The following is a 24,997-nucleotide window of genomic DNA, read 5'->3' as shown; positions in this document are numbered from 1 at the left end:
CGACGCATTCTAGGGTCTGGAGATGAACAGCAAGTGCCGGGGAGTTGCCGCACAATGGGGCCATACGTAGAAAGACAGGCCCCCTCTTCATGCCCTACCTTCCCCCTTTTATCGCCCCCACCCGCTACAGCGACCCGGCCGCCGCGCTGGCCCAGGTCCGCGCGATTTACGACCAGCAGATCGCCCACCTGCGGAGCGCCATGCAGCGTTATGTGGCCGGCGAAACCCTGCCCGGCCACGTGCGCGCCTGCTACCCCTTTGTGCGCATCCACACCGACACCGTGGCACGCGCCATACTGGAAACGCCCGACATCTCGCAGCTGAGCTTCGGTTTTGTCGCCGGACCCGGGCGCTTTGAGACCACGCTGACCCGCCCCGACCTCTACGGCAACTACTACCTCGAGCAATTTCGCCTGCTGATGCAGAACCACGACGTGGAACTCGAAGTCGGCACCAGCACGCAGCCGATACCGATCCACTTTTCATTCGCGGAGAACGACCACATCGAAGGCAATATGACGGCGGCGCGCCGCATGCTGATGCGCGACGTGTTCGACTTGCCCGACCTGGCCGCGATGGACGACGGCATCGCCAACGGCACTTACGAGCCCCTGCCCGGCGAGCCGCAGCCGCTGGCGCTGTTCACCGCGGCGCGCGTCGACTATTCGCTGCAGCGCCTTCGCCACTACACGGGCACCTCGCCGCACTGGTTCCAGAACTTCGTGCTGTTCACCAACTACCAGTTCTATATCGACGAGTTCGTGCGCCTGGGCCATGAAGCCATGGCCGACCCGGACAGCGAGTACATCGCCTTCGTCGAGCCCGGCAATGTGGTGACCCGGCGCACCGGCCTGCCCGCCGCCGAGGGCGACGAGCTCGGCGTGCCGCCGCCGCGCCTGCCGCAGATGCCGGGCTACCACCTGCTGCGCGCCGACCACAGCGGCATCACCATGGTCAACATCGGCGTGGGCCCGGCCAACGCCAAGAACATCACCGACCACATCGCCGTGCTGCGCCCGCACGCCTGGATCATGCTGGGCCACTGCGCGGGCCTGCGCAACAGCCAGCAGCTGGGCGACTACGTGCTGGCCCACGGCTATGTGCGCGAAGACCACGTGCTGGACGAAGAGTTGCCGCTGTGGGTGCCTATCCCGGCGCTGGCAGAAATACAGGTCGCGCTCGAAAAAGCCGTGGCCGACGTAACCCATGCGGTCGGCCCCGACCTCAAGCGCATCATGCGCACCGGCACCGTGGCCTCCACCGACAACCGCAACTGGGAACTGCTGCCAGGCAACCAGCCGCAGCGCCGCTTCAGCCAGAGCCGCGCGGTGGCGCTGGACATGGAAAGCGCGACGATTGCCGCCAACGGTTTCCGTTTTCGCGTTCCCTATGGCACCCTGCTGTGCGTGAGCGACAAGCCGCTGCACGGCGAGATCAAGCTGCCGGGCATGGCCAACCACTTCTACCGCGAACGCGTGGACCAGCACCTGCGCATCGGCATACGCGCCATCGAGCTGCTGCGTGCCGAAGGCATCACGCAGCTGCACAGCCGCAAGCTGCGCAGCTTCTCGGAAGTGGCTTTCCAGTAAGCCGAGGCGGTCTTTTACTTTTTGTCTTTGCCGACAATATCGCTTACTTCAGCTGTGGCTTTGGCCACCAGTGCGCTGACCTCCAGCACCCGCTCAACCGCTTTACCCGAAGTCATGCCCGTCTGCATGAAGGCATTGGCAACACGCAAAACGAATACGTTTTTCTCGTATTGCGTGGCAATTGGCTTTTGAGCCGCCTGTCCCGCCCCTTGACTTAATGCGACTGCCAGCTGCGTGCCGGCGATGTCGAATGCCACGCACGCCTCATGTTCAATAGAGTCGCGTCTGAGGCCAAGGATGTTCGCGTAACACTTTTGCTGCCAGGCCCAGGCCGCTTCTTCGCCCTGCGCCATCCGCATTTTGTAAAAGCGCATGACGGTCTCTCGTACGTTGGCCTCGTGATTCCAGGAGCTTCCTTCAAGAGGCCCCTTGGGCTTTAATGCCGCCAGGTCCAGGGATTCGCGGTCCAGCAATACGGCCTGCCCATTGCCCAGCGCAGCCAGCAATTTCTGTTTCTCCTGCAGGGCAGGGGCGGCCAAGCCCATTACATCTCCAGTTGCGGAACTGATTTTCTCGACCTGCGTGAAAAGCTTGTAGGCCATGGCCTGGTCTTGCGCGACGCCAAGCTCGGGAATGCCTCGCGCGAGCCGTGCCGCGAGATTGAACATCGCACGGGGTTCCCCTTGAGCGGCAGCCTGGCGTGTCCAGTAAATGAATATTTTCAAATCTTGCCGTATCGCTGTTTGGTCAAGACTCCCCGGACGCGCGTTATGCAGGGCGGCAAGGTTGTGCTGTGAGCTCGCGAAGCCGGCCTCAGCCAAAATCCATAGCAGGTCAGCATTAAAACGCAGGAAACTCTCCCGCTGCTCCATCGAGGTTTCCGTAAATGAAGACGCTGCCCTGATACCCTGAATCGCCAGGGTATCGAATGCGATTTCACTCTGCGGTGTTGTTGCAATACAAGTGCGAATTTCCGAGAGAGTCTGGTTCCGTGCCGTCAATCCCTCCCTGTACTTTTCGGCCCATATCCGGATGTTGATTTTTTCCGCACACGGGTCGGCACAGGCAAGGGAGGCGGCCATGGCGATCAGAATGCTCAGGAAGGCCTTGCTGATTCGAGTCACCTTCCAGAATTTTGCTGTGAGCGCTGCTGATTCCATGAATTCCCCCTGATACATTGGATATTGTTTTAATGACCAGCCTTTCGACGGAAACAGTATAAGTAGCCATCCAATCGCTTCAAGAGATATGAACCCTAGCCAGCCCCTCGTCCAGATCAGGGAAGCCACGCACGACGTCGTCATCGACATGATGTATGCGCGGCCCGACAACTTCACCGGCCAGGTGATCTACGGCCACACCTTCTGCTTTCTGCACCCCGAGGCCGAAGCCTGCCTGCGCCGCGCGGTGGCGGCGGCGCGCGGCTTCGGCTACAAGCTCAAGATTTTTGACGCCTTCCGCCCGCACGAGGCGCAGGAAGCGCTTTGGGCGGTGCTGCCGGTGCCGGGTTATGTGGCCGACCCGGCCAAGGGCTCCAACCACACGCGCGGCGTGGCGGTGGACCTGACCTTGCTGGATGCCGGCGGCAATGAGCTCGACATGGGCACGCCGGTCGACACCATGACGCCGGCCTCGCACCACTTCTACGCCGACCTGCCGGCCGCGGTACAGCTCAACCGCATGAAGCTGCTGACCATCATGCTGGAAGCCGGGTTTGTGCACCACCCCATGGAATGGTGGCACTACCAGTTGCCGGAAGCGAAAGAGTTCGAGCTGGTCAGCAGCGCGGTGTTTGCCGGTTGCCTGGACGCCGCCGCCTGAAGCCCGCAAGCCTAGGCTTGCGATGGCGGTCCCGTGGGCTTATCAGCCTGGGAGCTCTCATCCCCCTTTGCGATCTCGGCCCGCATCGTCGGCAGGAACTGCGGGTACTCGCGCTGCATGAAATCCACCAGCGCCTCGCGTACCTTGCAGCGCAGGTCCCAGTTGAGGCCGGAGTTGCCCGAGGTGAGCAGCAGGCGCAGTTGCATGCTGCGCTCGCCAGCCTCCACCACCTGCAAGAGGCACAGGCGCTTGTCCCATTCGGGCGCCGCTTCGCAGGCGCGGCGCGCGGCCTGGCGCAGCGGCTCCAGCGGCATGCGGTAGTCCACCCAGACGAACACTGTGCCTATGATCTGCGCGCTGTTGCGTGTCCAGTTCTGGAAGGGGTTTTCGATAAACCACTGCAGCGGGATGATCATGCGGCGCTCGTCCCAGATCTTGAGCACCACGTAAGTGCCGGTGATTTCCTCGACGCGGCCCCACTCGCCCTGCACGATGAGCACGTCGTCGATGCGCAGGGGCTGGGCCAGCGCGAGCTGCAGGCCGGCGATCAGGTTGCTGAACACCGGGCGGGCCGCGATACCGGCCACGATGCCGATCACGCCGGCCGAGGCCAGCAGACTGGCGCCCAGTTGGCGCGCGCCGGGGAAGGTCATCAACATCATCGACAGGCCCGTGACCAGCACCATGAAGCCGACGATGCGCGCGAGCAGCCGCGTCTGGGTGTGGATGCGGCGCGCGTTGAGATTGTCTTCCACCTCGACCGAATGCTGGCCTATGACGCCTTGCGCCACGCCGTCGACGGCGCGCAGCGCCAGCCAGGTGACGGTGGCCAGCAGCAGCAGGATGTTGCCGTGGCGCACTTGTGAAATCAGCGGCAGCGCGTCAGGCGCGGCCTGCCAGACACCCTGCAGCGCGATCAGCGGCAGCACAAAGCGCGTGGGCCGCCAGCTGCGGCGCGCCACCGCGCTGGAAATCGGCAGGTTGCGCGTGATGCGCCAAATCACCGCCGCGCCGACGCGGTGCACCACCAGGGCCAGCACCACGGCCACCACCGCCGAGAACAGCACGCGCCAGGCGGTGTCCTCCAGGAGATGAAGATCGCCGACATTCATCAGTGAACGGCTCCAGGCATGGCTGCAGGCTTCCCGATAACAGCTTCTCAGCCGGCCTTGCGCGGCCGCACCAGGGCGGCGGCGGTTTTGGCGTTGATGCGCGCGGTTTCGACGTCGGCATCAAAAACCAGCGCCACGCCCATGCGGCGTTTCACAAAACTCTCGGGCTTGCCGAAGAGGCGGATGTCGGAGTTGGGCACACGCAGCGCCTCGGCCACGCCGTCGAACACAATGCCCTCGGCATCGACACCGCCGTAGATCACGGCGCTGGCGCCCGGGCTCTTGAGCGCGGTGTTGACCGGCAGACCCAGAATGGCACGGGCATGCAGCTCAAATTCGTTCTGCCACTGGGTGCACATGGTGACCATGCCGGTGTCGTGCGGACGCGGGCTCACTTCGCTGAACCAGACATCCTCACCCTTGACGAACAGTTCGACGCCGAACAGGCCCTGGCCGCCCAGGTTGTCGGTCACGGCTTTGCAGATGTCGCGGCTTTTTTGCAGCGCGGCCGGTCGCATGGGGTGCGGCTGCCAGCTTTCGACATAGTCGCCGCTGACCTGGACATGGCCAATCGGCTCGCAGAAATGGGTTTCAATCTTGCCGTCGGCGCCCATGGCGCGCACTGTGAGCTGGGTGATCTCGTAGTCGAAGTCGATAAAACCCTCGACGATCACGCGGCCGTGGCTCACGCGGCCGCCGGCCATGGCGTAGTCCCAGGCTTTCTTCACGTCGGCCGGCCCGGCGATCTTGCTCTGGCCCTTGCCCGAGGAGCTCATCACCGGCTTGACGATGCAGGGGTATCCCGTGGTCGAATCAATCGCGGCCTGCAATTCCTCCAGCGAATCGCAGAACACATAGGGGCTGGTGGGCAGGCCCAGGGTTTCGGCGGCCAGGCGGCGTATGCCCTCGCGATCCATGGTCAGGCGCGCGGCACGGGCCGTGGGGATCACGCGCACCGTGCCGGCGGCTTCGAGTTCTTCGAGCATGGCGGTAGCGATGGCCTCGATCTCGGGCACGACCAGGTCGGGCTTTTCTTTTTCAATCAGGGCCTTGAGCTGGGCCGGGTCGCTCATGGTGATGGTGCGCGCATGGTGCGCCACCTGCTGGCCCGGTGCGTTCTCGTAGCGGTCGGTGGCGATGGTCTCCACACCCAGGCGCTGCAGCGCGATCAGCACCTCCTTGCCCAGCTCGCCGGAGCCGAGCAGCATGACTTTGGTGGCATGGGGAGACAAAGGGGTTCCGAAGATGGTCATAAGCGCTGTTGTAAGAGTGGGGGAAGGAGGGGACGGCGGCCGCAAGGCCGGAAGGGCGCCGCCTGGGCTTACTTTACTGCACCGGCCCTGCGCGCCTGGGTAGGACGTTTGCCTCTTTGCCCTTGCGCAGCACCGGTCATTGCGATCAGATGATAATAATTCTCAACTAGACGCATCCGCCCTTGAAAGACATCATGTCCACCACACCCGCTTCCGTCACCCCCTCCCCCGAAGCCCCGCCGCGCAAACGCCGGCCGCCGCGCCGCGTGCAGGTCACGCGCGTGCAGACCTTGAGCCCGCTGATGCGCCGCATCACCTTGCAAGGCGCGGAGCTTGAAGGCTTTGAAGTCAACGACCCGGCTTCTTATATGAAGCTGATATTTCCCGAGCCCGGCCAGACAGAACCGGATCGCCCGCTGCCCGACGGACCGAGGCCGAAGTCCATGCGCACTTACACGCCGCTTGCCGTGCGCGCGGACCTGCACGAGGTCGACGTCGACTTTGTGCTGCACGGCGACGGCCCCGCATCCACCTGGGCCGCGCAGGCGCAGGTCGGCCAGGTGCTGTTTTTGATGGGGCCAGGCCCTGGCTACAAACTCGCGCTGGACGCGCCTGTGCACATGCTGATCGGCGACGACAGCGCCCTGCCCGCTTTTGAAACCATCCTGGCCGCCTTGCCCGCGAGTGCGCAGGCGCAGGTGCTGGTCGAAGTGGTCGATGCCGCCGAAGAGCGCCCGCTGAACAGCGCTGCGAAAGTGGAGGCCCGCTGGGTGGCGCGCGGGGCCGACAACACCCAGGCCGGCAGCGCACTGGAAGCGGCCTTGCGCCAAGCCGGTGCCCCCGCGGCCGACGCGCGCATCTATTTGGCTTGCGAAGCCGCGGCCATGCGTCGCTTACGCCAGTTGCTGATTGAAGAACTCGGCGTGGAGCGCAGCCGCATCGTGGGGCGTGGCTACTGGAAATTAGGTACGGTGAACCATCCCGACCATGACTATGGTGAGGATGCCTGAGCCTCTGAGCTGCGTGTTCTTTCCGCGCGACCAGTTGGACGCGCGTGATCTCCGACTGGCTTATTGGTGGGGTTCTGGATTGCGCTGACGTTGACCGGAAAGATTTCGGAGCTAGCTAGGCCCTGAACCAGGCATACGAGCCGACTGTCAACACAAACAAGACGCCGTCCATAACAAGGATTGCCCGAAGCAGGCGAGACTGAAATATGTCGATCCAGGGGACTAGCAGCAACGTAGCCCCTACCGCCACGAGGAAAGAACCGGACAGGTAAGCCTTCAGGCCGCTGTAGTGTTGAAGTTTGGAAGGATTGCCACGTGCCCCGAACGTTGAGAACTCACCCGTCAACAAGGCAGTGAGACCCCCATAGAGCGCAAATGCAGCGAGCAGAACAATCACGCCAGTTCCGCCGATTTTCTCAAGGGAAGATGATTTGCGAGGCGTCGTCATGCGGTGATACTCGAGTTTGAAACTGACAGGGCCTGGTCGAGGTGAATGCCCTTGCAGACAGACATTACCTCAACCTGTCGCCGTTTCCACTCACAGGTCAAAAAAGACCGTTTCCTTGTCACCCTGCATATGGATGTCAAAGCGGTACTGCGGCCCAGCCCCCGTCATTTCGCGTTTGGCCACCAAAGTAGCGCGCCGTGCCGCCGGCACACTCGCCAGCACCGCATCCTCGCCATTCGCTTCGGCTTCATCCTCAAAGTAGATGCGCGTAAAGGTGTGCACCAGCAGGCCGCGCATGGTCACGCAGACATTGATGAAGGGGGCCTGCCCGGCCAAGGCACCCGGCTTGACAGTGAAAAACTCGTAGTGGCTTTGCGGCAGGGTGCCGGTGCCGCAGCGGCCGAAGCCGGTGAAGCCGCGCGCTTCGGCGTCGGCCACCGACGCGATGGGCCGGCCGCTGCCGTCGGGCTGGGCGATCTCGACCATGGCGTCCATCACCGCGTTGCCGGCGCCGTCGAAGACCTGGCCGGTGATGCGTATGTGTTCGCCTTGCGCGTGCGGCTGGGCCAGCACGGGCGTGAACAGGCTTTTGAGGTCGTAGCCGTATTGCGTGGGCGTGAGGCCGTAGGCGAAGAAGGGGCCGACGGTTTGCGAAGGGGTTTGTTTGAGCTGGCTCATGGTGGTGTCTTCCTGCCGCTTATTCAAAACGCGCGGCCTTGGGGCCGCGCAGCACGATGTCGAACACATAACCGAGCGCGTAATCGGGCTGGGTCACGTCCAGGCTGAACTTTGACACCATCAATTCGCGCACGCTGTCGGGTGCGCCCATGTACATGGGGTCGTAGCTGAGCAAGGGGTCGCCGGGAAAATACATCTGCGTGACCAGGCGGCTGGCGAAGTAATCGCCGAACAGCGAAAAGTGGATGTGCTGCGGCCGCCAGGCGTTGGGGTGGTTGCCCCAGGGGTAGGCACCGGGCTTGATGGTCTTGAAGCTGTAGCGGCCTTCGTTGTCGGTCATGCAGCGGCCGGCGCCCAGGAAGTTGGGGTCCAGCGGCGCATCGTGCTGGTCGACCTTGTGCACGTAACGGCCTGCCGCGTTGGCCTGCCAGACTTCAACCAGGGTGTTGCGCACGGGCCGCCCGTCTTCGTCCATCACGCGGCCGGTGACGATGATGCGTTCGCCCAGCGGGTCGCCGTTCATCACGGCGTTTTTGGTGAGGTCGTTGTCGAGCGGGCCGAACTGCTCGATGCCGTAGACCGGCGCATTGAGCTGCGCCAGCGCCTGCTTGATCGGGACCAGCGGCTGCTTGGGGCCGCGCAGCAGCGTGGATTTGTAGCCGGGGTAGATATGGGGCGAATGGCTGGTCCAGTCGCGTGGGGCAAGAAAGCTGGTGTTCAGGTCGGGTTTCATGGTGGGTGTCTCCGTGGGTCAGATGGGCTGCCTGGATGCCTTCGGCGGCTATTTCCGGCGCTGGGACCACTTTAAACGCGCCGAATAGTTATGTATATTGACATTTTTTCGCCTTATCCATAACCAAATTGGCCGGCAGTGCTTGCCAGTGGTTAAATCGCTGGATGGTCGATGAACGCATCAAATACCGGCATTTGCAGTGCTTCCTGGCGGTGGCGCAGCACGGCAGCCTGCAAAAGGCGGCCGACGTGCTGGCAATCACCCAGCCGGCCGTCTCCAAGACACTGAAAGAACTCGAAGACCTGCTGGCCGTGCGCCTGTTCGAGCGCGGGCGCCGGGGCGCGGTGCCCACGCGTGAGGGCGAGGCTTTTTTGCGCCACGCCGGCGCTAGTGTGAGTGCGCTGCGCGAAGCCGTGGCCAGCGTGGCGCAGACGCGGCGCCAGGGCAATGCCGTGGTCGCGATCGGCGTGCTGCCCACGGTCGCGCCCTGGCTGATGCCGCAACTGCTGCTGCGGCAGGATGCCGAAGCCCGGGCGGACGTGCACACCAGCCTTCGCATACACACCGGCGCCAACCCTGAACTGCTGGCCCGCCTGCGGCAACGCGAGCTGGACCTGGTCATAGGCCGTTTTGCCGAGCCGGCCCATATGCTGGGCCTGAGTTTTGAGCATTTGTATGCCGACCCGCTGGTGCTGGCGGTGCGCCCCGGCCATCCGCTGCTGGCGCAAGGCGACCCCAAAGGCGATCTGCTGGCCGGACTTCAGGCCTTCACGGCGATCTTGCCCACGCAGGGCACGGCGATTCGCCACACGGCGGACGGTTTTTTCCTCACGCGCGGCCTGGCCTTGCCGGTGCGCACCATCGAGACGCTGTCGGTGTCGATCGCGCGCGGCTACACGCTGCAAAGCGACGCGGTCTGGGTCTCGCCGCTGGGCGCGGTGCGGCCGGACCTGGACAGCGGCGCACTGCTGCAACTGCCCGTCAGCATGTCGGGGACTGAGGAATTGGTGGGCCTGACCTTGCGCGCCGACATGGCGCCCACGCCGGCGCAGCAGGCGCTGATCGCGAATATCCGGCTGCTGGCGGCGGAGCGCCGCGGCCTCTAGGCTGCTTCGGCCGTGACGGCGAAACGCGCCGTCAGCTCACCCAGGCCCAGCTCGTCCAGCACCTCGCGCAAACGCGCTTGCGCCGCGCGGGTTTTGCCGGCCTGGGGCTGGGTGGGGCGGCTGGCCAGGATCAGCTCGTTCTTCATCGAATGCTCCCAGCCCACCAGCTCGGTCACGGTGACCTGGTAACCGTTGGCTTCGAGCTGCAGGCAGCGCAGTACGTTGGTGATCTGGCTGCCGAATTCGCGCGTGTGCAGCGGATGGCGCCAGAGTTCGGCCAGCGGGGTCTTGGCCAGCGAGAGCGCGCGGCTTTTTTTCAGCACGCCGGCGACCTCGGCCTGGCAACAGGGCACCAGCACCATGTGGCGCGCGCCTTTGGCCAGGCCGAAGGCAATCGCGTCGTCGGTGGCGGTGTCGCAGGCGTGCAGCGCGGTGACGATGTCGACCGCGGGCGGCAATTCGGCCGAAGCTGTGGCCTCCTGCACCGTCAGGTTCAGGAAAGACATGCGCGCAAAGCCCAGGCGCGCGGCCAGGCTGCGTGATTTTTCGACGAGTTCGGCGCGGGTCTCAATCCCGTAGACATGGCCGGCCATGGGCTCGGCCGCGTGCGCCACGTTGAAGAACAGGTCGTAAAGGATAAATCCCAGGTAGGACTTGCCGGCGCCGTGGTCGGCCAGCGTGAAGCCTGGTTTCTGGGCCGCGACTTCATTGAGCAGGGGTTCTATGAACTGGTAGAGGTGATAGACCTGCTTGAGCTTGCGCCGGGTGTCCTGGTTGAGCTTGCCCTCACGTGTGAGGATGTGCAGCTCTTTCAGCAGCTCGATCGACTGCCCCGGGCGCAGCTCTTCAATGGCCTGGGCGGCGGGCGCGGGTTTTGCGGCGCTTTTTTTGGGTGGTTTTGCGGCGCGCGCGGTGCTGGAGGTTTGCATGGCCCCGAGTTTAGTGGGGCGCTGCGCGGCCTTATCCCAGGCGGCGCAAAGGCCTTTTGACCTGCCATGACGCCCTCTCCCCACAGGGAGAGCCAAGCAGAAACAGCAAGAAAACGACGAAAAAAGGCGCGCAGGCTGTTATAGGCGCATAATCCACCAGTTCGGGTTGCAAAAACCCGTACAAGTTGGTGATCGGTCAGTTTCGCGCGCTACGGCGGTACTTTTTGGTTTGTTGTGCTTTCGGGACCCCATCGCTTTTTGTTTTTATGTGTTTTTGAGGAGTCCCTCCATGGGCAACAAACTTTACGTCGGCAACCTGCCTTACTCGGTTCGCGACGAAGATCTGCAACAATCTTTTGGCCAATTCGGCGCTGTCACCAGCGCTAAAGTCATGATGGAACGCGACACCGGTCGCTCCAAAGGCTTTGGCTTTGTCGAAATGGGCAACGATGCCGAAGCGCAAGCTGCAATCACCGGCATGAACGGCCAGTCCCTCGGCGGCCGCAGCATCACCGTGAATGAAGCCCGTCCGATGGAGGCACGTCCTCCCCGTACCGGCGGCTTCGGCGGCGGTGGTGGCGGCTACGGCGGCGGTGGCGGCGGCGGCGATCGCTCCGGCGGTGGCGGCTACGGCGGCGGCGGTGGTGGCCGTTCCGGTGGCGGCGGCTACGGTGGTGGCGGCGGCGGTGGCCGCGGCGGCTACTAAGCCCTGCAAACCAGCTGACTCAGCCTTGCGCTGAGCAAAGCCCGAAAGGCTTCAAAACTTCGGTTTTGAAGCCTTTTTCTTTTGGGGCCACGCCTAGGACTCCCAGGCCCACCCCGGCACGCTTGAGGTGATTGAAACATCTCTCAACAAATTAACTTGCACACAATTTAATTGCGAGCTATAATTCCATCGATGCCAAACAAAACCGACACCGTGGACGCCATGCTGCAGCTGGACAACCAGCTGTGTTTCGCGCTGTATTCCACCTCGCTGGCCATGACCAAGCTCTACAAGCCGCTGCTCGAGGACTTGGGCCTGACCTACCCGCAATACCTCGCGATGCTGGTGCTGTGGGAGCAGGACGGCCTCACGGTGTCCGAACTCGGCGAACGGCTGTACCTGGATTCAGGCACGCTGACCCCCCTTCTCAAGCGCATGGAAACCGCCGGCCTGGTCTCGCGCCTGCGCGCCGTGCAGGACGAACGCCGCGTGCACATCACGCTGACGGCCGAGGGCCGCAAGCTCAAGGCCAAGGCCGCGAAGATCCCGGGCTGCATCCTGAGCGCCACGCAATGCTCGATCCCTGAACTCGTGTCGCTGACGCAGCAAGTCCAGTCGTTCCGCAAGCGCCTCACCGCCTGATCCCTTTCACTCTCACTGATTTTTAACCCGCCCCGAACCGGGGTATCTCCAAAGGAAGCCACCATGACCACGCTCGAAAAAGTTCTCTACACCGCCCACGCCCACACCACGGGCGGACGCGACGGCAAATCCAAGACCGACGACGGCCGCCTGGACGTCACGCTGAGCTCGCCCGGCACCTCGGGCACGGGCACCAACCCCGAGCAACTGTTCGCGGCCGGCTACGCAGCCTGCTTCATCGGCGCGATGAAGGCCGTCGGTGGCATGAAGAAGATCGACGTGCCCGCCGACGTGTCGATCGACTCCAGCGTTGACCTGGGCAAGATCCCCAACGGCTACGGCATCGCCGTGCGCCTGGACGTGACCCTGCCCGGCATGGATCGCGCCGCCGCCCAGGCTCTGGTGGACGCAGCTCACCAGGTTTGCCCTTACTCCAACGCGACCCGCGGCAACATCGACGTGACGATTACCCTGAAGTAATCAAACCGACGGGCAAGGCAACTTGCTGTCGCCAAAGCGGCCCGCCTGTGTTGAACCGGCGGGCCGTTTCATTTACGGTGTCGTGCATGAACACCGCAGTCACCACCAGCACATTCCAGGTCCGCAAAGACGCCCTGTCCCAAACCCGCTGGCAAGCCATCGCGCCCGCGCCATTGGCGTCCGGCCAGGCGCGGCTGCGCGTGGAGTCCTTCGCGCTCACAGCCAACAACATCACCTATGCGGCCTTTGGCGAGGCGATGAATTACTGGCAGTTTTTCCCGACCGGCGAAGAGGGCTGGGGCTGCATCCCGGTCTGGGGGTTCGCCGTGGTGACGGAATCGTCATGCGAAGGTGTCGCCGTGGGCGAGAAGTTTTACGGCTACTACCCCATGGGCAGCGAGCTGGTGGTGCAGCCCGCACGCGTCACGCCCTCGGGCTTTTTTGACGGCGCCGCGCACCGGCAGGCGCTGCCGGTGGTCTACAACCAGTACATGCGCTGCAGCACCGACCCGTTTTACGACGCGGCCACCGAGGACGTGCAGTCGCTGCTGCGCCCGCTGTTCATCACCTCCTTCCTGATCGACGATTTCCTGGCCGACAACGATTTCTTCGGCGGGGGCACCACGCTGCTGCTGTCCAGCGCATCGAGCAAGACCGCGTACGGCACGGCCTTCCAGCTCGCCAGGCGCCCAGGCCTGGAGGTCGTGGGCCTGACTTCGCCCGGCAACAAGGCCTTTTGTGAAAGCCTGGGCTGCTACCACCGCGTGCTGGCGTATGAAGAGCTGGACAGCATCGCCGCCGACACGCCCTGTATTTACGTCGACTTCGCGGGCAGCGTCGGCCTGCGCCAGCGCATCCACAGCCGCTTTGGCCAGCTCCGCTACAACTGCTCCATAGGCGGCACCCATGTCGACGAACTGGCGGCCAAGGGCGGCAGCCGGGATTTACCGGGCCCCAGGCCGGTGCTGTTTTTCGCGCCGGCCCAGGTCAAAAAACGCGTTGCCGATTGGGGCGGCGAAGCCTTCGGCCGCCAACTGGCGCAAGCCTGGCAAGACTTCACGAGGCAAGTGACCGGCGCACGGCCGCCCTGGCTTCTTCCCCAACGGCATACCGGCCAGGCATCGCTGGAGGCGGTCTACCGCGAGGTGCTCACCGGCAAGGGCGATCCGCGCACCGGCCACATCCTGCAACCCTGAACGGCGCGACCCCACCCGCACAGGCGTTTACAAGGCCCGCTGGCTGGGGCCGGCATCTGCGCCGACAATCAGGTCATGACCGACAAAAGCCAAGCCCCCGCCAGCGCCGCGCTGCATGCGTACGAGACGCTGACCCCTGACCGCGTGCTCGACGCGCTGGCCAGCGTGGGGCTGCTGGGCGACGGCCGCCTGATGGCGCTGTCCAGCTACGAAAACCGGGTCTACCAGGTGCACCTGGAAAGCCCGGTGGGTGATGCCGACCTGGCGGGCGACGTGGTGGTCGCCAAGTTCTACCGGCCGGACCGCTGGAGCGACACGCAGATCATCGAAGAGCACGCCTTCGCCGCCGAGCTGATGGCCGCCGAAATTCCCGTCGTCGGCCCGCTGGTGCTGGACGGCGCAACGCTGCACCACTTCGGCGGTTTCAGCTTCAGCGTCTCGCCCAGCCGCGGCGGGCGCCGGCCCGAACTCGACAACCTCGAGGTGCTGGAATGGATAGGCCGCTTCCTCGCGCGCATCCACACCGTGGGCAGCGCCAAACCCTTTGCCCACCGCCCGGCACTCAACCTGCAGACTTTCGGTTTTGCCCCGCGCGACATCCTGCTGGGCGGCGGCCCCGACGCCCACGGCTACATCCCGCTGGACATGGAGTCGCGCTGGCGCAAGGCCTTTGACGAAGCCATGCTGGTGGCGCAAACCGTGTTTGAAAGCGTGGGCGACGTGCGCACCCTGCGCCTGCACGGCGACTGCCACCCCGGCAACATCTTGTGGACGCCCGAAGGCCTGCCGCTGGCGGGGCCGCATTTTGTCGACCTCGACGACGCCCGCAGCGGCCCGGCCGTGCAGGACCTGTGGATGCTGGTTTCCGGCGACCGGGCCCAGTCCACCCGGCAGCTGGGCGCGCTGGTGGACGGCTACGAGGAGTTCCGCGAATTCGACCGCCGCGAACTCGCGCTGATCGAGCCGCTGCGCACCCTGCGCCTGGTGCACTACAGCGCCTGGCTGGCGCAACGCTGGCACGACCCCATCTTCCCGATCAATTTCCCCTGGTTCGGGTCCAGCGACTACTGGAAAGGCCAGGTCGACATGCTGGAAGAGCAGACCGAAGCCATGCAGGAAACGCCGCTGGTCGTGTAAAGCCGGATAAATCGGATAGGTACTACGTACACATAGGGATTGCGATGAGTCGGGAAACACCGCTCATCGCTAGCATGTCCAGCAGCCCCGCACCTTGACGGCGGCAGTCTGGAGACATCGCATGAAACTTCGCCCGCTTCTGCTGGCCGCCCTGCTGTTGGCATCCCACGGCTGGTGCGCCGCCCAATCCACCCTATCCGCCTGGCCGGCCAAACCCATCACCATGATCGTGCCCTTCCCACCCGGCGGCCTGGCCGACCTGGTGGCCAGGCCGGTGGCCGAAGCCATGTCTCGCGACCTCGGCCAGCCGGTCGTGATCGAAAACAAGGCCGGCGCGGGCGGCGGCATCGGCATGGGCTACACGGCCAAAGCCAGACCCGACGGCTACACCGTCGTCATGGCGCTCTCCTCGCTCACGGTGATCCCCGAAGCCGACGCGCTGCTGGGCCGTGCCCCGATGTTCGCGCTCAGCGACCTGCGCCCCATCGCGCGCTACACCGCCGACCCGACCGTGCTGGCGGTGCGCGCCGACGCGCCCTGGAAGACGGTTCAGCAGTTTGTCGACGATGCCAAAAAGCGCCCCGGCGCCATCAACTACGGCTCTTCGGGCAATTACGGCACCATGCACGTGCCCATGGAAATCCTGGCGCAGAACGCCGGCATCAAGCTCACGCACATCCCCTTCACCGGCGCCGGCCCGGCGGTGGTGGCGCTGCTGGGCGGGCAGATAGACGCCGTGTCCTCAGGCCCTGCCACCGTGCTGCAGCAGGTCAAGGCCGGCAAGCTGCGCGTGCTGGCGCACTGGGGCAGCGACGTGCTGCCCTCCATGCCCGAAGTCCCCAGCCTCAGGAACGCCGGCTTCAATGCCGAATACGCGCAATGGTCGGGCCTCTTCATCCCCGCAGCCACGCCTGAACCCATCGCCCAGCGCCTGCGCGCCGCGGCCAGAGCCGCCGCGCAGGACGCCAAAGTCAAGGAGGTGATCCTGGGCGCCGGCAGCCCGGTGCTGTACCAGGACAGTCCTGATTTTGAGAAGTATGTGCAGGCTGACGCGAAGCGCATGGCCGATGTGGTCAAACGAATCGGCAAGGTCGAATAGCTTCTTTCATCCTGGGAGTCGTCCATGAGCAAGCCATTCTTTCGCGGCCTTCTTCTCGCACTCGGCCTGGCCTCCACAGCCGTGTTCACGCCGGCACAGGCGCAAAGCTATCCGGCCAAGCCGGTGCGCATCATCGTGCCCTTTGCCGCGGGCGGTCCGGCCGACGTCTATGCGCGCTTCATGGCGCAGCGCCTGCAGGACGCGCTGGGGCAATCGTTTGTGGTGGACAACCGGCCCGGCGCGGGCTCGGTGATCGGCACCGACGCGGCGGCGAAATCCGCGCCCGACGGCTATACCCTGCTGCTGATGTCGAACGCGCACACGGTCAATGAAACGCTGATCGCCAACAAGCCCTTCCAGCTGATGCGCGACTTTGTGGCGGTGGCGCCCATCAACTATTCCGACCTGGTGCTGGTGGCCACGCCGGCGCTGCCCGATTCGACGCTGAAGGCGCTGATCGCCGACGCGAAAGCGCGGCCCGGCAAGCTCAACTACGCATCGTCCGGCCCGGGCACGCCCTACCACATGGCCGGCGAACTCTTTAAGAGCATGGCTGGCGTGTACCTGGTGCACATCCCTTACCGCGGCAGCAGCGGCGCACGCACCGACGTCATCGGCGGCCAGGTCGACGTGATGTTCGATGCCGTCACCACCATGGCCGAACAGGTCAAGGCCGGCAAGGTGAAAGCGCTGGCCACTACCGGCAAGCAGCGCTCCGAGGTGCTGCCCGATGTGCCGACGCTGCATGAAGCCGGCGTGCCCGGCTACGAGGCCACCATCTGGCTGGGCCTGATGGCGCCGCGCGGCACGCCCAAGGCTGTCGTCGACAAGCTCAACGAGGCCGTGTCGAAAATCACCGGCCAGCCGGAGATCAAGCAGCTCTGGGGAAAACAGGGCGCCACGCCCATGGTGATGAGCCCCGAGGCCTTTGACAAATACACCCGCGAGGACATCGCCAAATGGGCGGGCGTGATCAAGGCCGCCCACATCACGGTGGACTGAAGGCTGCACGATGGCACATTCCTCCTTCCCCGTACTGCACCTTCTCAGCGGTGGCGCGGCCCAAGGGCTGGTGACACAGTTGCAGGACGGTTTCCGCGCGCAACACCACTTCGACATCGCCGGCACCTTCGGGGCCGTGGGCCTGATGAAGGACGGCTTGCTGGCAGGCGAGCCCTGCGACGTGATCATCCTGAGCCAGGCGCTGATCTCGCAACTGGCAGAGAGCGGGCATGTGCAGGCGGCTAGCGCGCGCCCGCTGGGCGCCGTCAAAACCGGCGTGGCCGTGAAGACCGGCGAGCCGGCGGTGGACGTCGGCAGCGCCGCCGCCCTCAAGGCCGCACTGCAGGCCGCGCGCGGCATCTACTTTCCCGACCCGGTGAAGGCCACGGCCGGCATCCACTTCATGCGGGTGCTCAAGGAACTGGGGCTGGACGCCGAACTCGCCGCCCGGCTACGGTCCTATCCCAACGGCGCAGCCGCCATGAAAGCCATGGCGGAATGTGACGAGCCCGGCTTGCTCGGCTGCACCCAGGTCACCGAAATCCTGTTCACCCCCGGCGTGGAACTGGTGGCCGCCCTGCCCAAGGCATTTGAACTGGCAACCATCTACACGGCGGCGGTATGCACCGCTTCGCAAAACGCGCAAGCCGCCGCTGAACTCATCGCCATGCTGGCCAGTCCCGGCAACGCCGCGACGCGGCTGGCCTGCGGCTTCGAAGCCTGAGGCCGCGAAAAAGCCCGCACGAGGCGGGCTTTGCAGGGGCCTGTGTAAAGACCGGTCTTACACCAGCAGCGCGTTGACCCGCCGCACGTAGGCCGCAGGGTCGCCCGGCATGCCGCCTTCGGCGAGCAGGGCCTGGTCGAACAGGATGTGCGCCAGGTCGTCGAAGTGTTCGCTGCTCTCGAGCTTTTTGACCAGGGGGTGCTGGGCATTGACTTCGAGGATGGGCTTGGATTCGGGCACGGCCTGGCCGGCCTGCTTGAGCATGCGGGCCAGCTGGGTCGACATGTCGCCGTCCTGCACTACCAGGCAGGCGGGGGAATCGACCAGGCGCGTGGTGGCGCGCACGTCCTTGGCCTTGTCCTTGAGCGCTTCCTTGAGCTTGTCCAGGATGGGCTTGAACTGGGTTTGCGCCTCTTCGGCAGCCTTTTTCTCGTCCTCGTCCTGCAGCTTGCCCAGGTCTACCGCGCCCTTGGCCACCGACTGCAACGGCGTACCGTCGAACTCGTGCAGGTAGTTGAGCGCCCACTCGTCGACACGGTCGGCCATCAGCAGCACTTCGATGCCTTTCTTGCGGAAGATTTCCAGCTGCGGACTGTTCTTCGCGGCGGCCAGGGTGTCGGCGGTGATGTAGTAGATCGCGTCCTGGCCCTCCTTCATGCGGGCCTTGTAGTCGGCAAAACCCACGCTGACCGTGTCGGTCGTCGATGAGGCGAAGCGCAGCAGCTTGGCCAGGCGGTCACGGTTGGCGAAGTCCTCGCCCAGGCCTTCCTTGAGCACGGCGCCGAACTCGGCGTAAAAGGCCTTGAACTTCTCCGCATCGTTGGCGGCCATGTCTTCGATCATGCCCAGCACGCGCTTGGTGCAGCCTTCGCGGATGGCCTTGACGGCGCGGCTTTCCTGCAGCAACTCGCGCGAGACGTTGAGCGGCAGGTCGGACGAGTCCACCACGCCCTTGACGAAACGCAGGTAGGTCGGCATCAGGGCTTGGGCGTCGTCCATGATGAAGACCCGCTTGACGTAAAGCTTCACACCCGCGGCCTTGTCGCGGTTGAACATGTCCATGGGCGCCTTGGACGGGATGAACAGCAGCTGCGTGTACTCGGTCGATCCTTCCACGCGGTTGTGCGTGGTGGCCAGCGGCGCCTCGCTGTCGTAGCTGATCTGGCGGTAGAACTCGTCGTACTGGTCCTGGGTGATGTCCTTTTTGGCGCGCGTCCACAGGGCCGCGGCCTGGTTGACGGTCTCCCATTCGCCGGTCGTCACCATCTCGCCGGGCTGGTCGTTTTCACCCTCTTTCCACTCCTCTTTGGGCATCAGGATGGGCAGGGAAATGTGGTCGGAGTATTTGTTGATGATGCCCTTGAGCTTCCAGGCATTGAGGTAGTCGAGCGAATCCTCCTTGAGGTGCAGGATGATGCTGGTGCCGCGCTCCGCGCGCTCGATCTCGCTAACCTCGAACTCGCCGGTGCCGTCGCTGGTCCAACGCACGCCCTGGCCCGCCGGCAGGCCCGCGCGCCGGCTTTCCACTGTGATCTTGTCGGCCACGATAAAGCCCGAATAAAAACCCACGCCGAACTGGCCTATCAGCTGCGCGTCGTTCTTCTGGTCGCCCGAAAGCTTGGCCATGAAGTCGCGCGTGCCGCTCTTGGCGATGGTGCCGAGGTTGTCGATGGCTTCCTGCTGCGACAGGCCTATGCCGTTGTCCGTAATGGTCAGCGTGCCGGCGGCCTTGTCGAAGCTCACGCGCACCTTGAGCTCGGCGTCGTTCTCCAGCAGCGAAGCATCGTTGAGCGCCTCGAAGCGCAGCTTGTCGCAGGCATCCGAAGCATTGGAAATCAGCTCGCGCAAAAAGATCTCGGGGTTCGAGTACAGGGAGTGCGTGACCAGCTTGAGCAGCTGGGCCACCTCCGCCTGGAAAGAGAGGGTTTGTTTTTGCATGGTCTTGGGCATAGTTGTTACTAATTTGTTACGATTTCGTCATGAGCGGGAGGGAAATGTGGTTTTCATGGGCAGTATTTACCTTTGTCACATATAAGACTTTTGGATTCATTTAGAAAAAAACTCAATCATTTCAATGATCTGACGTGACAAATTCCCCATTACGGGCGCTGTTACAGATACAAATCAACCTGTTTGAGAAATATCTAGTTACAGTCCATTCACCTTCAAATTTCGTCCCCCGTTATTCGTTCAACCAACCGGAGAACAGTCATGAAAAAGCTCATTCTAGTAATCGCCCTCGGTCTTGCCGCCATTGCCACCCTGCCAGCGCACGCCGCGACGGCTACCGGCAATTTCGACGTCACCATTAACCTGACCAGCGCCTGCAAATACCTCAAGACCTCAGACGTCGCGTTTGATTACACCTCGTTCCAGACAGGAGCCCAGGCCCACACTACCGCGGGTGGTTTCACAATTCAGTGCACGAAAGACTTGGGTTACACCCTCTCGCTTGATTCCACCGCTGTGACCGATCAGGCTGTTGACCTTGCATACACTCTGGCACTGAGCGCAACCACTGGCACCGGTACCGGAGCCGCCCAGACGTACTCCGTGACCGGTTCCATGATTGCCGGCCAAGCGGGCAAGTGTGCCGCCGTCGGCGGCGCCTGCTCGAACAGCACATCGACCAACAAGGTCCGTACCCTGACAATCACCTACTAAGCGGCTGTTGACGCTCGAGGACCTGATCATGGCAACACCGATGCGCTCGCTTGCAAGGCTGGCTCTCGGTGTATTCATGCTTTCGGCGAGCGTTTGCAGTTTTTCCGGCACCGCGGGAGGCCAGTTCGGCGTGCAGATCCGCCTGAACGGCGGAGATCCCGCCGGCAGCGGCAACGCGTGTATCAGCGCGACCGGCGCGGGGGCCGGCGGGAGTTCGGTGCAGGTGCGCTGCAACACCAATGTCTTCGTGAGCATCACCCCTGTCGGCAACGCCAACGCCCTGGTAAATGCCCGATTCCAGCCGGGCTTTCGCCCTACCCGGGATTCGCTGCTGCCTGACTACTGCCGCAGCGAAATCTCCCGCGGCGACCAGGCGGCGCGCATGGCCTGCCGCCTGGACGACCAGCGCGTTGCCACAGCCGGCGACGAAGTGGACGACGGATGGGAGTTCGAAAGCCGGCGTTATGCCATGGGCCCGGAAGCCGCGGAGATCGAAACGCAGGCCCGTTTACGCTTCCAGGACGTCCGGGGAACGCTCACAGCCGTGCGCCTCGCCCACGCCGGCAATCAGGCTAAATCTATCGAGATGCTGGTATCCTTCTAGGGATGAACGTCCCACAGCGCCGAAGCAGCCTCATCACCTACGCTCTCCTGCTGAGTCTGCTTGGGCCCTGGGCCGCCGCGACGGCCGGGGTGTTTTCCGTAACGCCTGTCCGCCTTTACATGACGCCGCGCGATCGCGCCATCGCCGTCACGCTGACCAACGAGGCGGACACCGAAGTGGTGCTGCAGGCCGATATCAACACCTGGAGCCAGAAGCCCGACGGCACCGATGAGCTGGTACTCACGGAAGACCTGATCCTGGCGCCCCCCATCATCAAACTGGCGCCCAAAGCGCGCCAGGTGGTGCGGCTGGCCCTGTTAAAGCCGGCCGATGCAAGCCGGCAACTGACCTACCGCATGATCATCCGTGAAGTACCGGAAGCCCTGCCCGCGAGCGGCATCCAGGTTCCCATTGCGCTGGCCCTCAGCATGCCCGTGTTTATCACCCCTCCGGTGGCCAAGCGCCAGGTGAGCTGCACCGTCCAGCGTCCGGAAGCCAAAACCGTGGGCCTGCAGTGCGGCAACACAGGCACGGCCTATGCCCAGATTCGCGAAGCGACGCTGATGCGAGGCGAGCAGGCACTGGCCAAGTTCGAGGGCGGCAGCTACATCCTGCCGGGTGCCACCAAGCTCGTCAGCCTCAAAAGCGAGCAAGCCGTCACGGCGGGCGAAGCCAAGCTGGTGGTGACTTTCGACGACGGCCAAAGCCAGACGACCAGTATCACCTTGCCCTGACCGAGCCCCATGACGAGGAGGCGCCCGCAGGTCTTACGAATGCAACCCCTGGCCATCGGCATAGCCAGCCTGTGCTGCGTCCTCGCCGCGCAGGCTCAAACCACGGCGCCCGCCAACGCGCCGACGGCGGCCCGCGCCGCCAATGACCGCCTGCTTCCGCTGGAAGTGTTCATCAACAGCACCAAGGGCGGTGTCTGGACCCTGCTGGAGCGCAACGGCATCCTCTACGCGCCCGAAGACGCTTTTGAAGAGTGGCGGCTGAATCGCCGCCCCAGCGCACAAGACATCGATTTCCAGGGCCAGCGCTGGTATGCCCTCTCGTCCATCCCGGGGTTCGAGGCACGCCTGAATTTTGCCGAGCAGTCGGTCGACCTGATCTTTTCCCCGGCGGCCTTCAATGCCGTGCGCCTGACGCAGGAATCCGCCATGCGCCCGCCGCTGTCGCCGAGCGTGCCGGCGTTCTTTGCCAACTACGACCTGAATTACCTGAGCACCCACACCCGCAACGCCATCGGCGGCGCGGGGGACGCCCGGGATCTCGGGGCCTTGACCGAGTTGGGGTTTTCCGGGCAGTGGGGGCTGCTGACCAGCAGCTACGTGGGCCGCAACCTGGTCAGCCAGGACCCGACCGTCAAGGCTTCCTGGCGGCGACTGGAAACCACCTATACGCGCAATTTCCTGGAATCCAACAGCACCCTGCGACTGGGCGACAGCAGCACACGCACCGGCATTTCGGGACGATCCGTCTATTTCGGTGGCGTGCAGTTCGCCAAGAATTTCTCCCTGCAGCCCGGCTTTGTCACCCAGCCCATCCCCACGGTAACCGGGCTGTCGGCCGCCCCGAGCACCGTGGAGCTGTACGTCAATGATGCGCTGCGCCAGACCTCCAAGGTGCCTTCCGGCCCTTTCAGCATCGACAACTTTCCGGCGCTGACAGGCGCCGGCGAGGCGCGCGTGGTGGTGCGCGACATCCTGGGCCGCGAGACAGTCATCACCCAGTCTTTCTTCAGCAATGCCAACCTGCTGGAGGAAAACCTCAGCGACTGGAGCTTCGAGGCGGGAGCCATACGCAACCAGCTGGGCATCGAGAATGCCGACTACGGCCCCCGCTTTGTATCGGGCCTGTGGCGCCAGGGCCTGACCAAGAGCATCACTGTCGAGGCCAATGGCGAATGGTCCCGGCCCCTGTCGCGCATGGGTGCGGGCGCCAGCTATGAGCTGCCCTTCCAGATGCTGGGGCAGACCGCGGTGTCCTTCAGCCGCAGCGACACCGCCGGCCGCGGCCACAACTGGCTGGTCGGCATCGAACGCACCGGCCTGCGCCACGGCGTCTCGCTGAGCGCGGAAGGCGCGTCGCGCGGCTACCGCCAACTGGGCATAGACACAGCGTCGCCGCTGCCACGCCTGCAGACCACCGCCAGTTACAGCTATAGCACCGACCAGTTCGGCGCGTTCAACGTGAGCTATGCGGGCTTTGACACCTACGACCTCGGCAAACTCGACACCGTCAGCGTCAACTACACCATGCGGCTCGGGCCGCGCAGCGCCCTGACCTTAAGTGCCACGCGGCTCAGCGGATCCTCCTCCGGCACCTCGGTGGGCGCGACCCTGATCGTGCCGCTGGACAACCACATCACGATTGCTTCCGGCGTCACCACTCGCAGCGGGACGACCGAAGGTTATGTGAACGCCAGCCGGGCCCTGAGCGCTGAAACCGGCTGGGGCTGGCGCACGGCCCTGGGCACGCGCGCGGAGGGCCGCTACACGGAGGGCGGCGCCTATTACCAGGGCAGCAAAGGCTTGTTTTCGGCCGACGTCAACGCGGGCGAAAACCAGCAGAACCTGCGCCTGGGCCTGGTCGGGGGATTGGTCATGGCCGAAGGCCAGGCCTTCGCGACACGCCGGGTGCAGGACAGTTTCGCCATCGTGGAAGTGCCGGGCTATGCCAATGTCGGCGTTGGCTTCCAGGGCAGCACACTGACCCGCACCGATGAAAAGGGCGTGGCGCTGCTGCCGCGTTTGCTGCCCTTCCAGCGCAACAGCGTGCGGCTGGACCCGACCGAACTGCCCATCAGCGCCGAGCTCGACTCGATCGAGCAAGAGGCCGTGCCGGCCCTGCGCGGCGGGGTCAAGATCACCTTCCCCGTGCGCTCGGGCCGGGGTGCCCTGATCCGCATCGTGCTCGACAACGGTGAACCCGCACCCGCCGGCGCCGAGATCGAGTTGATAGGCGACAAGAAGGAATTCTTCGTCGCCCGCCGCGGCGAGGCCTTCGTCACCGGACTGCAACCCTCCAACCGCCTGCGCCTGAAGTGGAACGGCGCGAGTTGCACCTTTACCGTCGAGCTGCCGCCCGGCAACCTTGAAGACATTACCCGCGTGGGCCCGGTCCACTGCTCAGGAGTCAAACCGTGAATTCCGTAAACCCCTGGCGCCTCGCCGCGGCGGCATGCCTGTCCCTCGCGGGCGCGGCGCCGGCCATGGCGGCGCTGGTCTGCAACGCCACCGCCACACCCGTGCAGATGGTGTACTTCGAGAACGACCCCAACCCTACCACCGGCGCCTGGACCGTCACGATTAATTGCTCACGCGGCCCGACGGACCCGACCACCTCGCCCTACACCCTGCGGGCCGACGACGGTTTCAACCCCGGCGCCGGAAGCACCAACCAGGCGGTGAACGGCACCGGCGCGGCCAACCAGATCGCCTACGACCTTTTCAGAACGGCGCCCGGGAACGGGGAATGGGGCTATACCAATGCCACCGACTTCGCGGGAACGATCACCTTCGGCAGCGCCCTGACGGCCAGCGTCACGCATGTCTTTTACAGCCGCATTGCCGCCGGGCTCAACAAGAACGCCAAGATCTTCACCGACACCGTGACCATGCGCCTGCGCTACGACAACGGCCCCAACAACAACACGGACGTCTTTCCCACCTTCCCCGTGAGCATCAACAACCAGTCCATCTGCCTGCTCAGCACGCCACCCGGGAACATCGTGTTCAACTACACCTCGTTCCAGCCGACTCCCGCCACGGCCAGTACAGCCTATGCCGTGCGCTGCACCATTGGCGAGCCCTACACGATGGCCCTGGATGCGACGGCGGGAAACCTGCTCGGCCTCAATTACAGCCTGGCGCTGAGCAATCCTGGAGGCCAGACAGGCACCGGCTTCCCGCAGAATTTCACCATCAACGGCACCATTGCTGCGGGCCAGTCCGGCACTTGCGGAGGGGGTATTTGTACCAGCGCGGCGCCGCGCACCCTGACCGTGACGTATTGACCTCGCAGTCCTCTTTTTTTCTTGTTTATGCAAGCGGCCAAGCCGC

At 64.3% G+C, this 24,997-nt stretch carries 25 protein-coding genes; 17 read left to right on the top strand and 8 right to left on the bottom strand.

Features of this window, described 5'->3' with window-relative positions:
* Positions 1-89 precede the first annotated feature (89 nt).
* Positions 90-1,589 (top strand): AMP nucleosidase, encoded by a 1,500-nt coding sequence (locus tag AC1D1F_RS04310; RefSeq protein WP_477675207.1) that lies wholly within the window; start codon positions 90-92, stop codon positions 1,587-1,589.
* A 14-nt stretch (positions 1,590-1,603) separates the two neighbouring features.
* Here the strand turns inward: AC1D1F_RS04310 and AC1D1F_RS04305 are convergent, their stop codons facing one another.
* Positions 1,604-2,749, bottom strand: coding sequence for a hypothetical protein (locus AC1D1F_RS04305; RefSeq protein WP_477696088.1), 1,146 nt, complete (start codon positions 2,747-2,749; stop codon positions 1,604-1,606).
* Positions 2,750-2,837: 88 nt separating this feature from the next.
* Between AC1D1F_RS04305 and ddpX the strand changes: the two genes are divergently transcribed.
* Positions 2,838-3,410, top strand: coding sequence for a D-alanyl-D-alanine dipeptidase (ddpX, locus tag AC1D1F_RS04300; protein ID WP_477678571.1), 573 nt, complete (start codon positions 2,838-2,840; stop codon positions 3,408-3,410).
* Between the two features lie 11 nt (positions 3,411-3,421).
* Here ddpX and AC1D1F_RS04295 read toward each other — a convergent pair whose 3' ends face one another.
* Both AC1D1F_RS04295 and purT read right to left on the bottom strand, forming a co-directional pair.
* A complete protein-coding gene (locus tag AC1D1F_RS04295; RefSeq protein ID WP_477678570.1) occupies positions 3,422-4,522 on the bottom strand; it encodes a mechanosensitive ion channel family protein in 1,101 nt (366 codons plus the stop codon).
* 47 nt (positions 4,523-4,569) lie between these two features.
* Positions 4,570-5,775 carry a formate-dependent phosphoribosylglycinamide formyltransferase gene (gene purT / locus AC1D1F_RS04290; RefSeq protein ID WP_477678569.1) on the bottom strand — a complete coding sequence of 402 codons (1,206 nt, stop codon included), beginning with the start codon at positions 5,773-5,775 and terminating at the stop codon, positions 4,570-4,572.
* A gap of 194 nt (positions 5,776-5,969) precedes the next feature.
* Here purT and AC1D1F_RS04285 point away from each other — a divergent pair, with 194 nt between their 5' ends.
* On the top strand, positions 5,970-6,785 hold the full coding sequence (locus tag AC1D1F_RS04285) for a siderophore-interacting protein (protein ID WP_477678568.1): 816 nt from the start codon (positions 5,970-5,972) through the stop codon (positions 6,783-6,785).
* A 115-nt stretch (positions 6,786-6,900) separates the two neighbouring features.
* Here the strand turns inward: AC1D1F_RS04285 and AC1D1F_RS04280 are convergent, their stop codons facing one another.
* From AC1D1F_RS04280 to pcaH, 3 genes are all read right to left on the bottom strand, one after another.
* Positions 6,901-7,233, bottom strand: a complete 333-nt coding sequence (locus AC1D1F_RS04280; protein ID WP_477678567.1) for a hypothetical protein — start codon at positions 7,231-7,233, stop codon at positions 6,901-6,903.
* A gap of 90 nt (positions 7,234-7,323) precedes the next feature.
* Entirely contained in the window at positions 7,324-7,911 is a 588-nt protein-coding gene (gene pcaG, locus AC1D1F_RS04275; RefSeq protein ID WP_477678566.1) for a protocatechuate 3,4-dioxygenase subunit alpha, read from the bottom strand.
* Positions 7,912-7,930: 19 nt separating this feature from the next.
* Positions 7,931-8,644 (bottom strand): protocatechuate 3,4-dioxygenase subunit beta, encoded by a 714-nt coding sequence (pcaH, locus tag AC1D1F_RS04270; RefSeq protein WP_477696089.1) that lies wholly within the window; start codon positions 8,642-8,644, stop codon positions 7,931-7,933.
* A 164-nt stretch (positions 8,645-8,808) separates the two neighbouring features.
* Between pcaH and pcaQ the strand changes: the two genes are divergently transcribed.
* Positions 8,809-9,750: a pca operon transcription factor PcaQ gene (gene pcaQ, locus AC1D1F_RS04265; RefSeq protein WP_477678564.1), complete on the top strand. Its 942-nt coding sequence runs from the start codon at positions 8,809-8,811 to the stop codon at positions 9,748-9,750.
* Here pcaQ and AC1D1F_RS04260 read toward each other — a convergent pair.
* The gene (locus AC1D1F_RS04260) at positions 9,747-10,679 is read right to left on the bottom strand and encodes a class I SAM-dependent methyltransferase (RefSeq protein WP_477678563.1); all 933 of its coding nucleotides are present in this window, start codon (positions 10,677-10,679) and stop codon (positions 9,747-9,749) included. The genes pcaQ and AC1D1F_RS04260 overlap by 4 nt on opposite strands.
* 289 nt (positions 10,680-10,968) lie before the next feature.
* Here AC1D1F_RS04260 and AC1D1F_RS04255 point away from each other — a divergent pair, with 289 nt between their 5' ends.
* The 8 genes from AC1D1F_RS04255 to AC1D1F_RS04220 all read left to right on the top strand — a co-directional run bounded on the left by AC1D1F_RS04255 (position 10,969) and on the right by AC1D1F_RS04220 (position 17,665).
* Positions 10,969-11,385: an RNA recognition motif domain-containing protein gene (locus AC1D1F_RS04255; protein WP_477653769.1), complete on the top strand. Its 417-nt coding sequence runs from the start codon at positions 10,969-10,971 to the stop codon at positions 11,383-11,385.
* 192 nt (positions 11,386-11,577) lie between these two features.
* A complete protein-coding gene (locus AC1D1F_RS04250) occupies positions 11,578-12,027 on the top strand; it encodes a MarR family winged helix-turn-helix transcriptional regulator (RefSeq protein ID WP_436156866.1) in 450 nt (149 codons plus the stop codon).
* A 63-nt stretch (positions 12,028-12,090) separates the two neighbouring features.
* Positions 12,091-12,507 carry an organic hydroperoxide resistance protein gene (locus tag AC1D1F_RS04245; protein WP_007865659.1) on the top strand — a complete coding sequence of 139 codons (417 nt, stop codon included), beginning with the start codon at positions 12,091-12,093 and terminating at the stop codon, positions 12,505-12,507.
* Positions 12,508-12,593: 86 nt separating this feature from the next.
* Complete coding sequence (locus AC1D1F_RS04240) at positions 12,594-13,703, top strand: DUF2855 family protein (protein ID WP_477696090.1); 1,110 nt, start codon at positions 12,594-12,596, stop codon at positions 13,701-13,703.
* 75 nt (positions 13,704-13,778) lie between these two features.
* Positions 13,779-14,840: a serine/threonine protein kinase gene (locus AC1D1F_RS04235; protein ID WP_477678795.1), complete on the top strand. Its 1,062-nt coding sequence runs from the start codon at positions 13,779-13,781 to the stop codon at positions 14,838-14,840.
* Positions 14,841-14,961: 121 nt separating this feature from the next.
* Positions 14,962-15,939: a tripartite tricarboxylate transporter substrate binding protein gene (locus AC1D1F_RS04230; protein WP_477678796.1), complete on the top strand. Its 978-nt coding sequence runs from the start codon at positions 14,962-14,964 to the stop codon at positions 15,937-15,939.
* Between the two features lie 24 nt (positions 15,940-15,963).
* A complete protein-coding gene (locus AC1D1F_RS04225) occupies positions 15,964-16,941 on the top strand; it encodes a tripartite tricarboxylate transporter substrate binding protein (protein WP_477696091.1) in 978 nt (325 codons plus the stop codon).
* Between the two features lie 10 nt (positions 16,942-16,951).
* Positions 16,952-17,665 carry a molybdate ABC transporter substrate-binding protein gene (locus tag AC1D1F_RS04220; protein WP_477678798.1) on the top strand — a complete coding sequence of 238 codons (714 nt, stop codon included), beginning with the start codon at positions 16,952-16,954 and terminating at the stop codon, positions 17,663-17,665.
* A gap of 57 nt (positions 17,666-17,722) precedes the next feature.
* Here the strand turns inward: AC1D1F_RS04220 and htpG are convergent, their stop codons facing one another.
* On the bottom strand, positions 17,723-19,603 hold the full coding sequence (gene htpG / locus AC1D1F_RS04215; RefSeq protein ID WP_477696092.1) for a molecular chaperone HtpG: 1,881 nt from the start codon (positions 19,601-19,603) through the stop codon (positions 17,723-17,725).
* A gap of 273 nt (positions 19,604-19,876) precedes the next feature.
* Here htpG and AC1D1F_RS04210 point away from each other — a divergent pair, with 273 nt between their 5' ends.
* From AC1D1F_RS04210 to AC1D1F_RS04190, 5 genes are read left to right on the top strand one after another with little or no spacing between them, the layout of a single operon-like run.
* The gene (locus AC1D1F_RS04210; protein ID WP_477678593.1) at positions 19,877-20,329 is read left to right on the top strand and encodes a Csu type fimbrial protein; all 453 of its coding nucleotides are present in this window, start codon (positions 19,877-19,879) and stop codon (positions 20,327-20,329) included.
* Between the two features lie 7 nt (positions 20,330-20,336).
* On the top strand, positions 20,337-20,933 hold the full coding sequence (locus AC1D1F_RS04205) for a hypothetical protein (RefSeq protein WP_477678594.1): 597 nt from the start codon (positions 20,337-20,339) through the stop codon (positions 20,931-20,933).
* A 2-nt stretch (positions 20,934-20,935) separates the two neighbouring features.
* The gene (locus AC1D1F_RS04200) at positions 20,936-21,667 is read left to right on the top strand and encodes a fimbrial biogenesis chaperone (protein WP_477678595.1); all 732 of its coding nucleotides are present in this window, start codon (positions 20,936-20,938) and stop codon (positions 21,665-21,667) included.
* 39 nt (positions 21,668-21,706) lie between these two features.
* Complete coding sequence (locus AC1D1F_RS04195) at positions 21,707-24,082, top strand: fimbria/pilus outer membrane usher protein (RefSeq protein WP_477696093.1); 2,376 nt, start codon at positions 21,707-21,709, stop codon at positions 24,080-24,082.
* Positions 24,079-24,951: a spore coat protein U domain-containing protein gene (locus AC1D1F_RS04190; protein WP_477696094.1), complete on the top strand. Its 873-nt coding sequence runs from the start codon at positions 24,079-24,081 to the stop codon at positions 24,949-24,951. Before AC1D1F_RS04195 ends, AC1D1F_RS04190 begins: the two co-directional genes overlap by 4 nt.
* Positions 24,952-24,997 lie beyond the last annotated feature (46 nt).

This window comes from Polaromonas sp. P1_H6, from assembly GCF_056405195.1.
This window is presented reverse-complemented; position numbering and strand designations above follow the sequence as displayed.

Excerpts from the sequence above, each read along its gene's own strand:
- AC1D1F_RS04310 (WP_477675207.1), top strand. The coding sequence starts at position 90 with ATGCCCTACCTTCCCCCTTTTATCGCCCCCACCCGCTACAGCGACCCG.
- AC1D1F_RS04305 (WP_477696088.1), bottom strand. The coding sequence starts at position 2,749 with ATGGAATCAGCAGCGCTCACAGCAAAATTCTGGAAGGTGACTCGAATC.
- ddpX (WP_477678571.1), top strand. The coding sequence starts at position 2,838 with ATGAACCCTAGCCAGCCCCTCGTCCAGATCAGGGAAGCCACGCACGAC.
- AC1D1F_RS04295 (WP_477678570.1), bottom strand. The coding sequence starts at position 4,522 with ATGAATGTCGGCGATCTTCATCTCCTGGAGGACACCGCCTGGCGCGTG.
- purT (WP_477678569.1), bottom strand. The coding sequence starts at position 5,775 with ATGACCATCTTCGGAACCCCTTTGTCTCCCCATGCCACCAAAGTCATG.
- AC1D1F_RS04285 (WP_477678568.1), top strand. The coding sequence starts at position 5,970 with ATGTCCACCACACCCGCTTCCGTCACCCCCTCCCCCGAAGCCCCGCCG.
- AC1D1F_RS04280 (WP_477678567.1), bottom strand. The coding sequence starts at position 7,233 with ATGACGACGCCTCGCAAATCATCTTCCCTTGAGAAAATCGGCGGAACT.
- pcaG (WP_477678566.1), bottom strand. The coding sequence starts at position 7,911 with ATGAGCCAGCTCAAACAAACCCCTTCGCAAACCGTCGGCCCCTTCTTC.
- pcaH (WP_477696089.1), bottom strand. The coding sequence starts at position 8,644 with ATGAAACCCGACCTGAACACCAGCTTTCTTGCCCCACGCGACTGGACC.
- pcaQ (WP_477678564.1), top strand. The coding sequence starts at position 8,809 with ATGGTCGATGAACGCATCAAATACCGGCATTTGCAGTGCTTCCTGGCG.
- AC1D1F_RS04260 (WP_477678563.1), bottom strand. The coding sequence starts at position 10,679 with ATGCAAACCTCCAGCACCGCGCGCGCCGCAAAACCACCCAAAAAAAGC.
- AC1D1F_RS04255 (WP_477653769.1), top strand. The coding sequence starts at position 10,969 with ATGGGCAACAAACTTTACGTCGGCAACCTGCCTTACTCGGTTCGCGAC.
- AC1D1F_RS04250 (WP_436156866.1), top strand. The coding sequence starts at position 11,578 with ATGCCAAACAAAACCGACACCGTGGACGCCATGCTGCAGCTGGACAAC.
- AC1D1F_RS04245 (WP_007865659.1), top strand. The coding sequence starts at position 12,091 with ATGACCACGCTCGAAAAAGTTCTCTACACCGCCCACGCCCACACCACG.
- AC1D1F_RS04240 (WP_477696090.1), top strand. The coding sequence starts at position 12,594 with ATGAACACCGCAGTCACCACCAGCACATTCCAGGTCCGCAAAGACGCC.
- AC1D1F_RS04235 (WP_477678795.1), top strand. The coding sequence starts at position 13,779 with ATGACCGACAAAAGCCAAGCCCCCGCCAGCGCCGCGCTGCATGCGTAC.
- AC1D1F_RS04230 (WP_477678796.1), top strand. The coding sequence starts at position 14,962 with ATGAAACTTCGCCCGCTTCTGCTGGCCGCCCTGCTGTTGGCATCCCAC.
- AC1D1F_RS04225 (WP_477696091.1), top strand. The coding sequence starts at position 15,964 with ATGAGCAAGCCATTCTTTCGCGGCCTTCTTCTCGCACTCGGCCTGGCC.
- AC1D1F_RS04220 (WP_477678798.1), top strand. The coding sequence starts at position 16,952 with ATGGCACATTCCTCCTTCCCCGTACTGCACCTTCTCAGCGGTGGCGCG.
- htpG (WP_477696092.1), bottom strand. The coding sequence starts at position 19,603 with ATGCAAAAACAAACCCTCTCTTTCCAGGCGGAGGTGGCCCAGCTGCTC.
- AC1D1F_RS04210 (WP_477678593.1), top strand. The coding sequence starts at position 19,877 with ATGAAAAAGCTCATTCTAGTAATCGCCCTCGGTCTTGCCGCCATTGCC.
- AC1D1F_RS04200 (WP_477678595.1), top strand. The coding sequence starts at position 20,936 with ATGAACGTCCCACAGCGCCGAAGCAGCCTCATCACCTACGCTCTCCTG.
- AC1D1F_RS04195 (WP_477696093.1), top strand. The coding sequence starts at position 21,707 with ATGCAACCCCTGGCCATCGGCATAGCCAGCCTGTGCTGCGTCCTCGCC.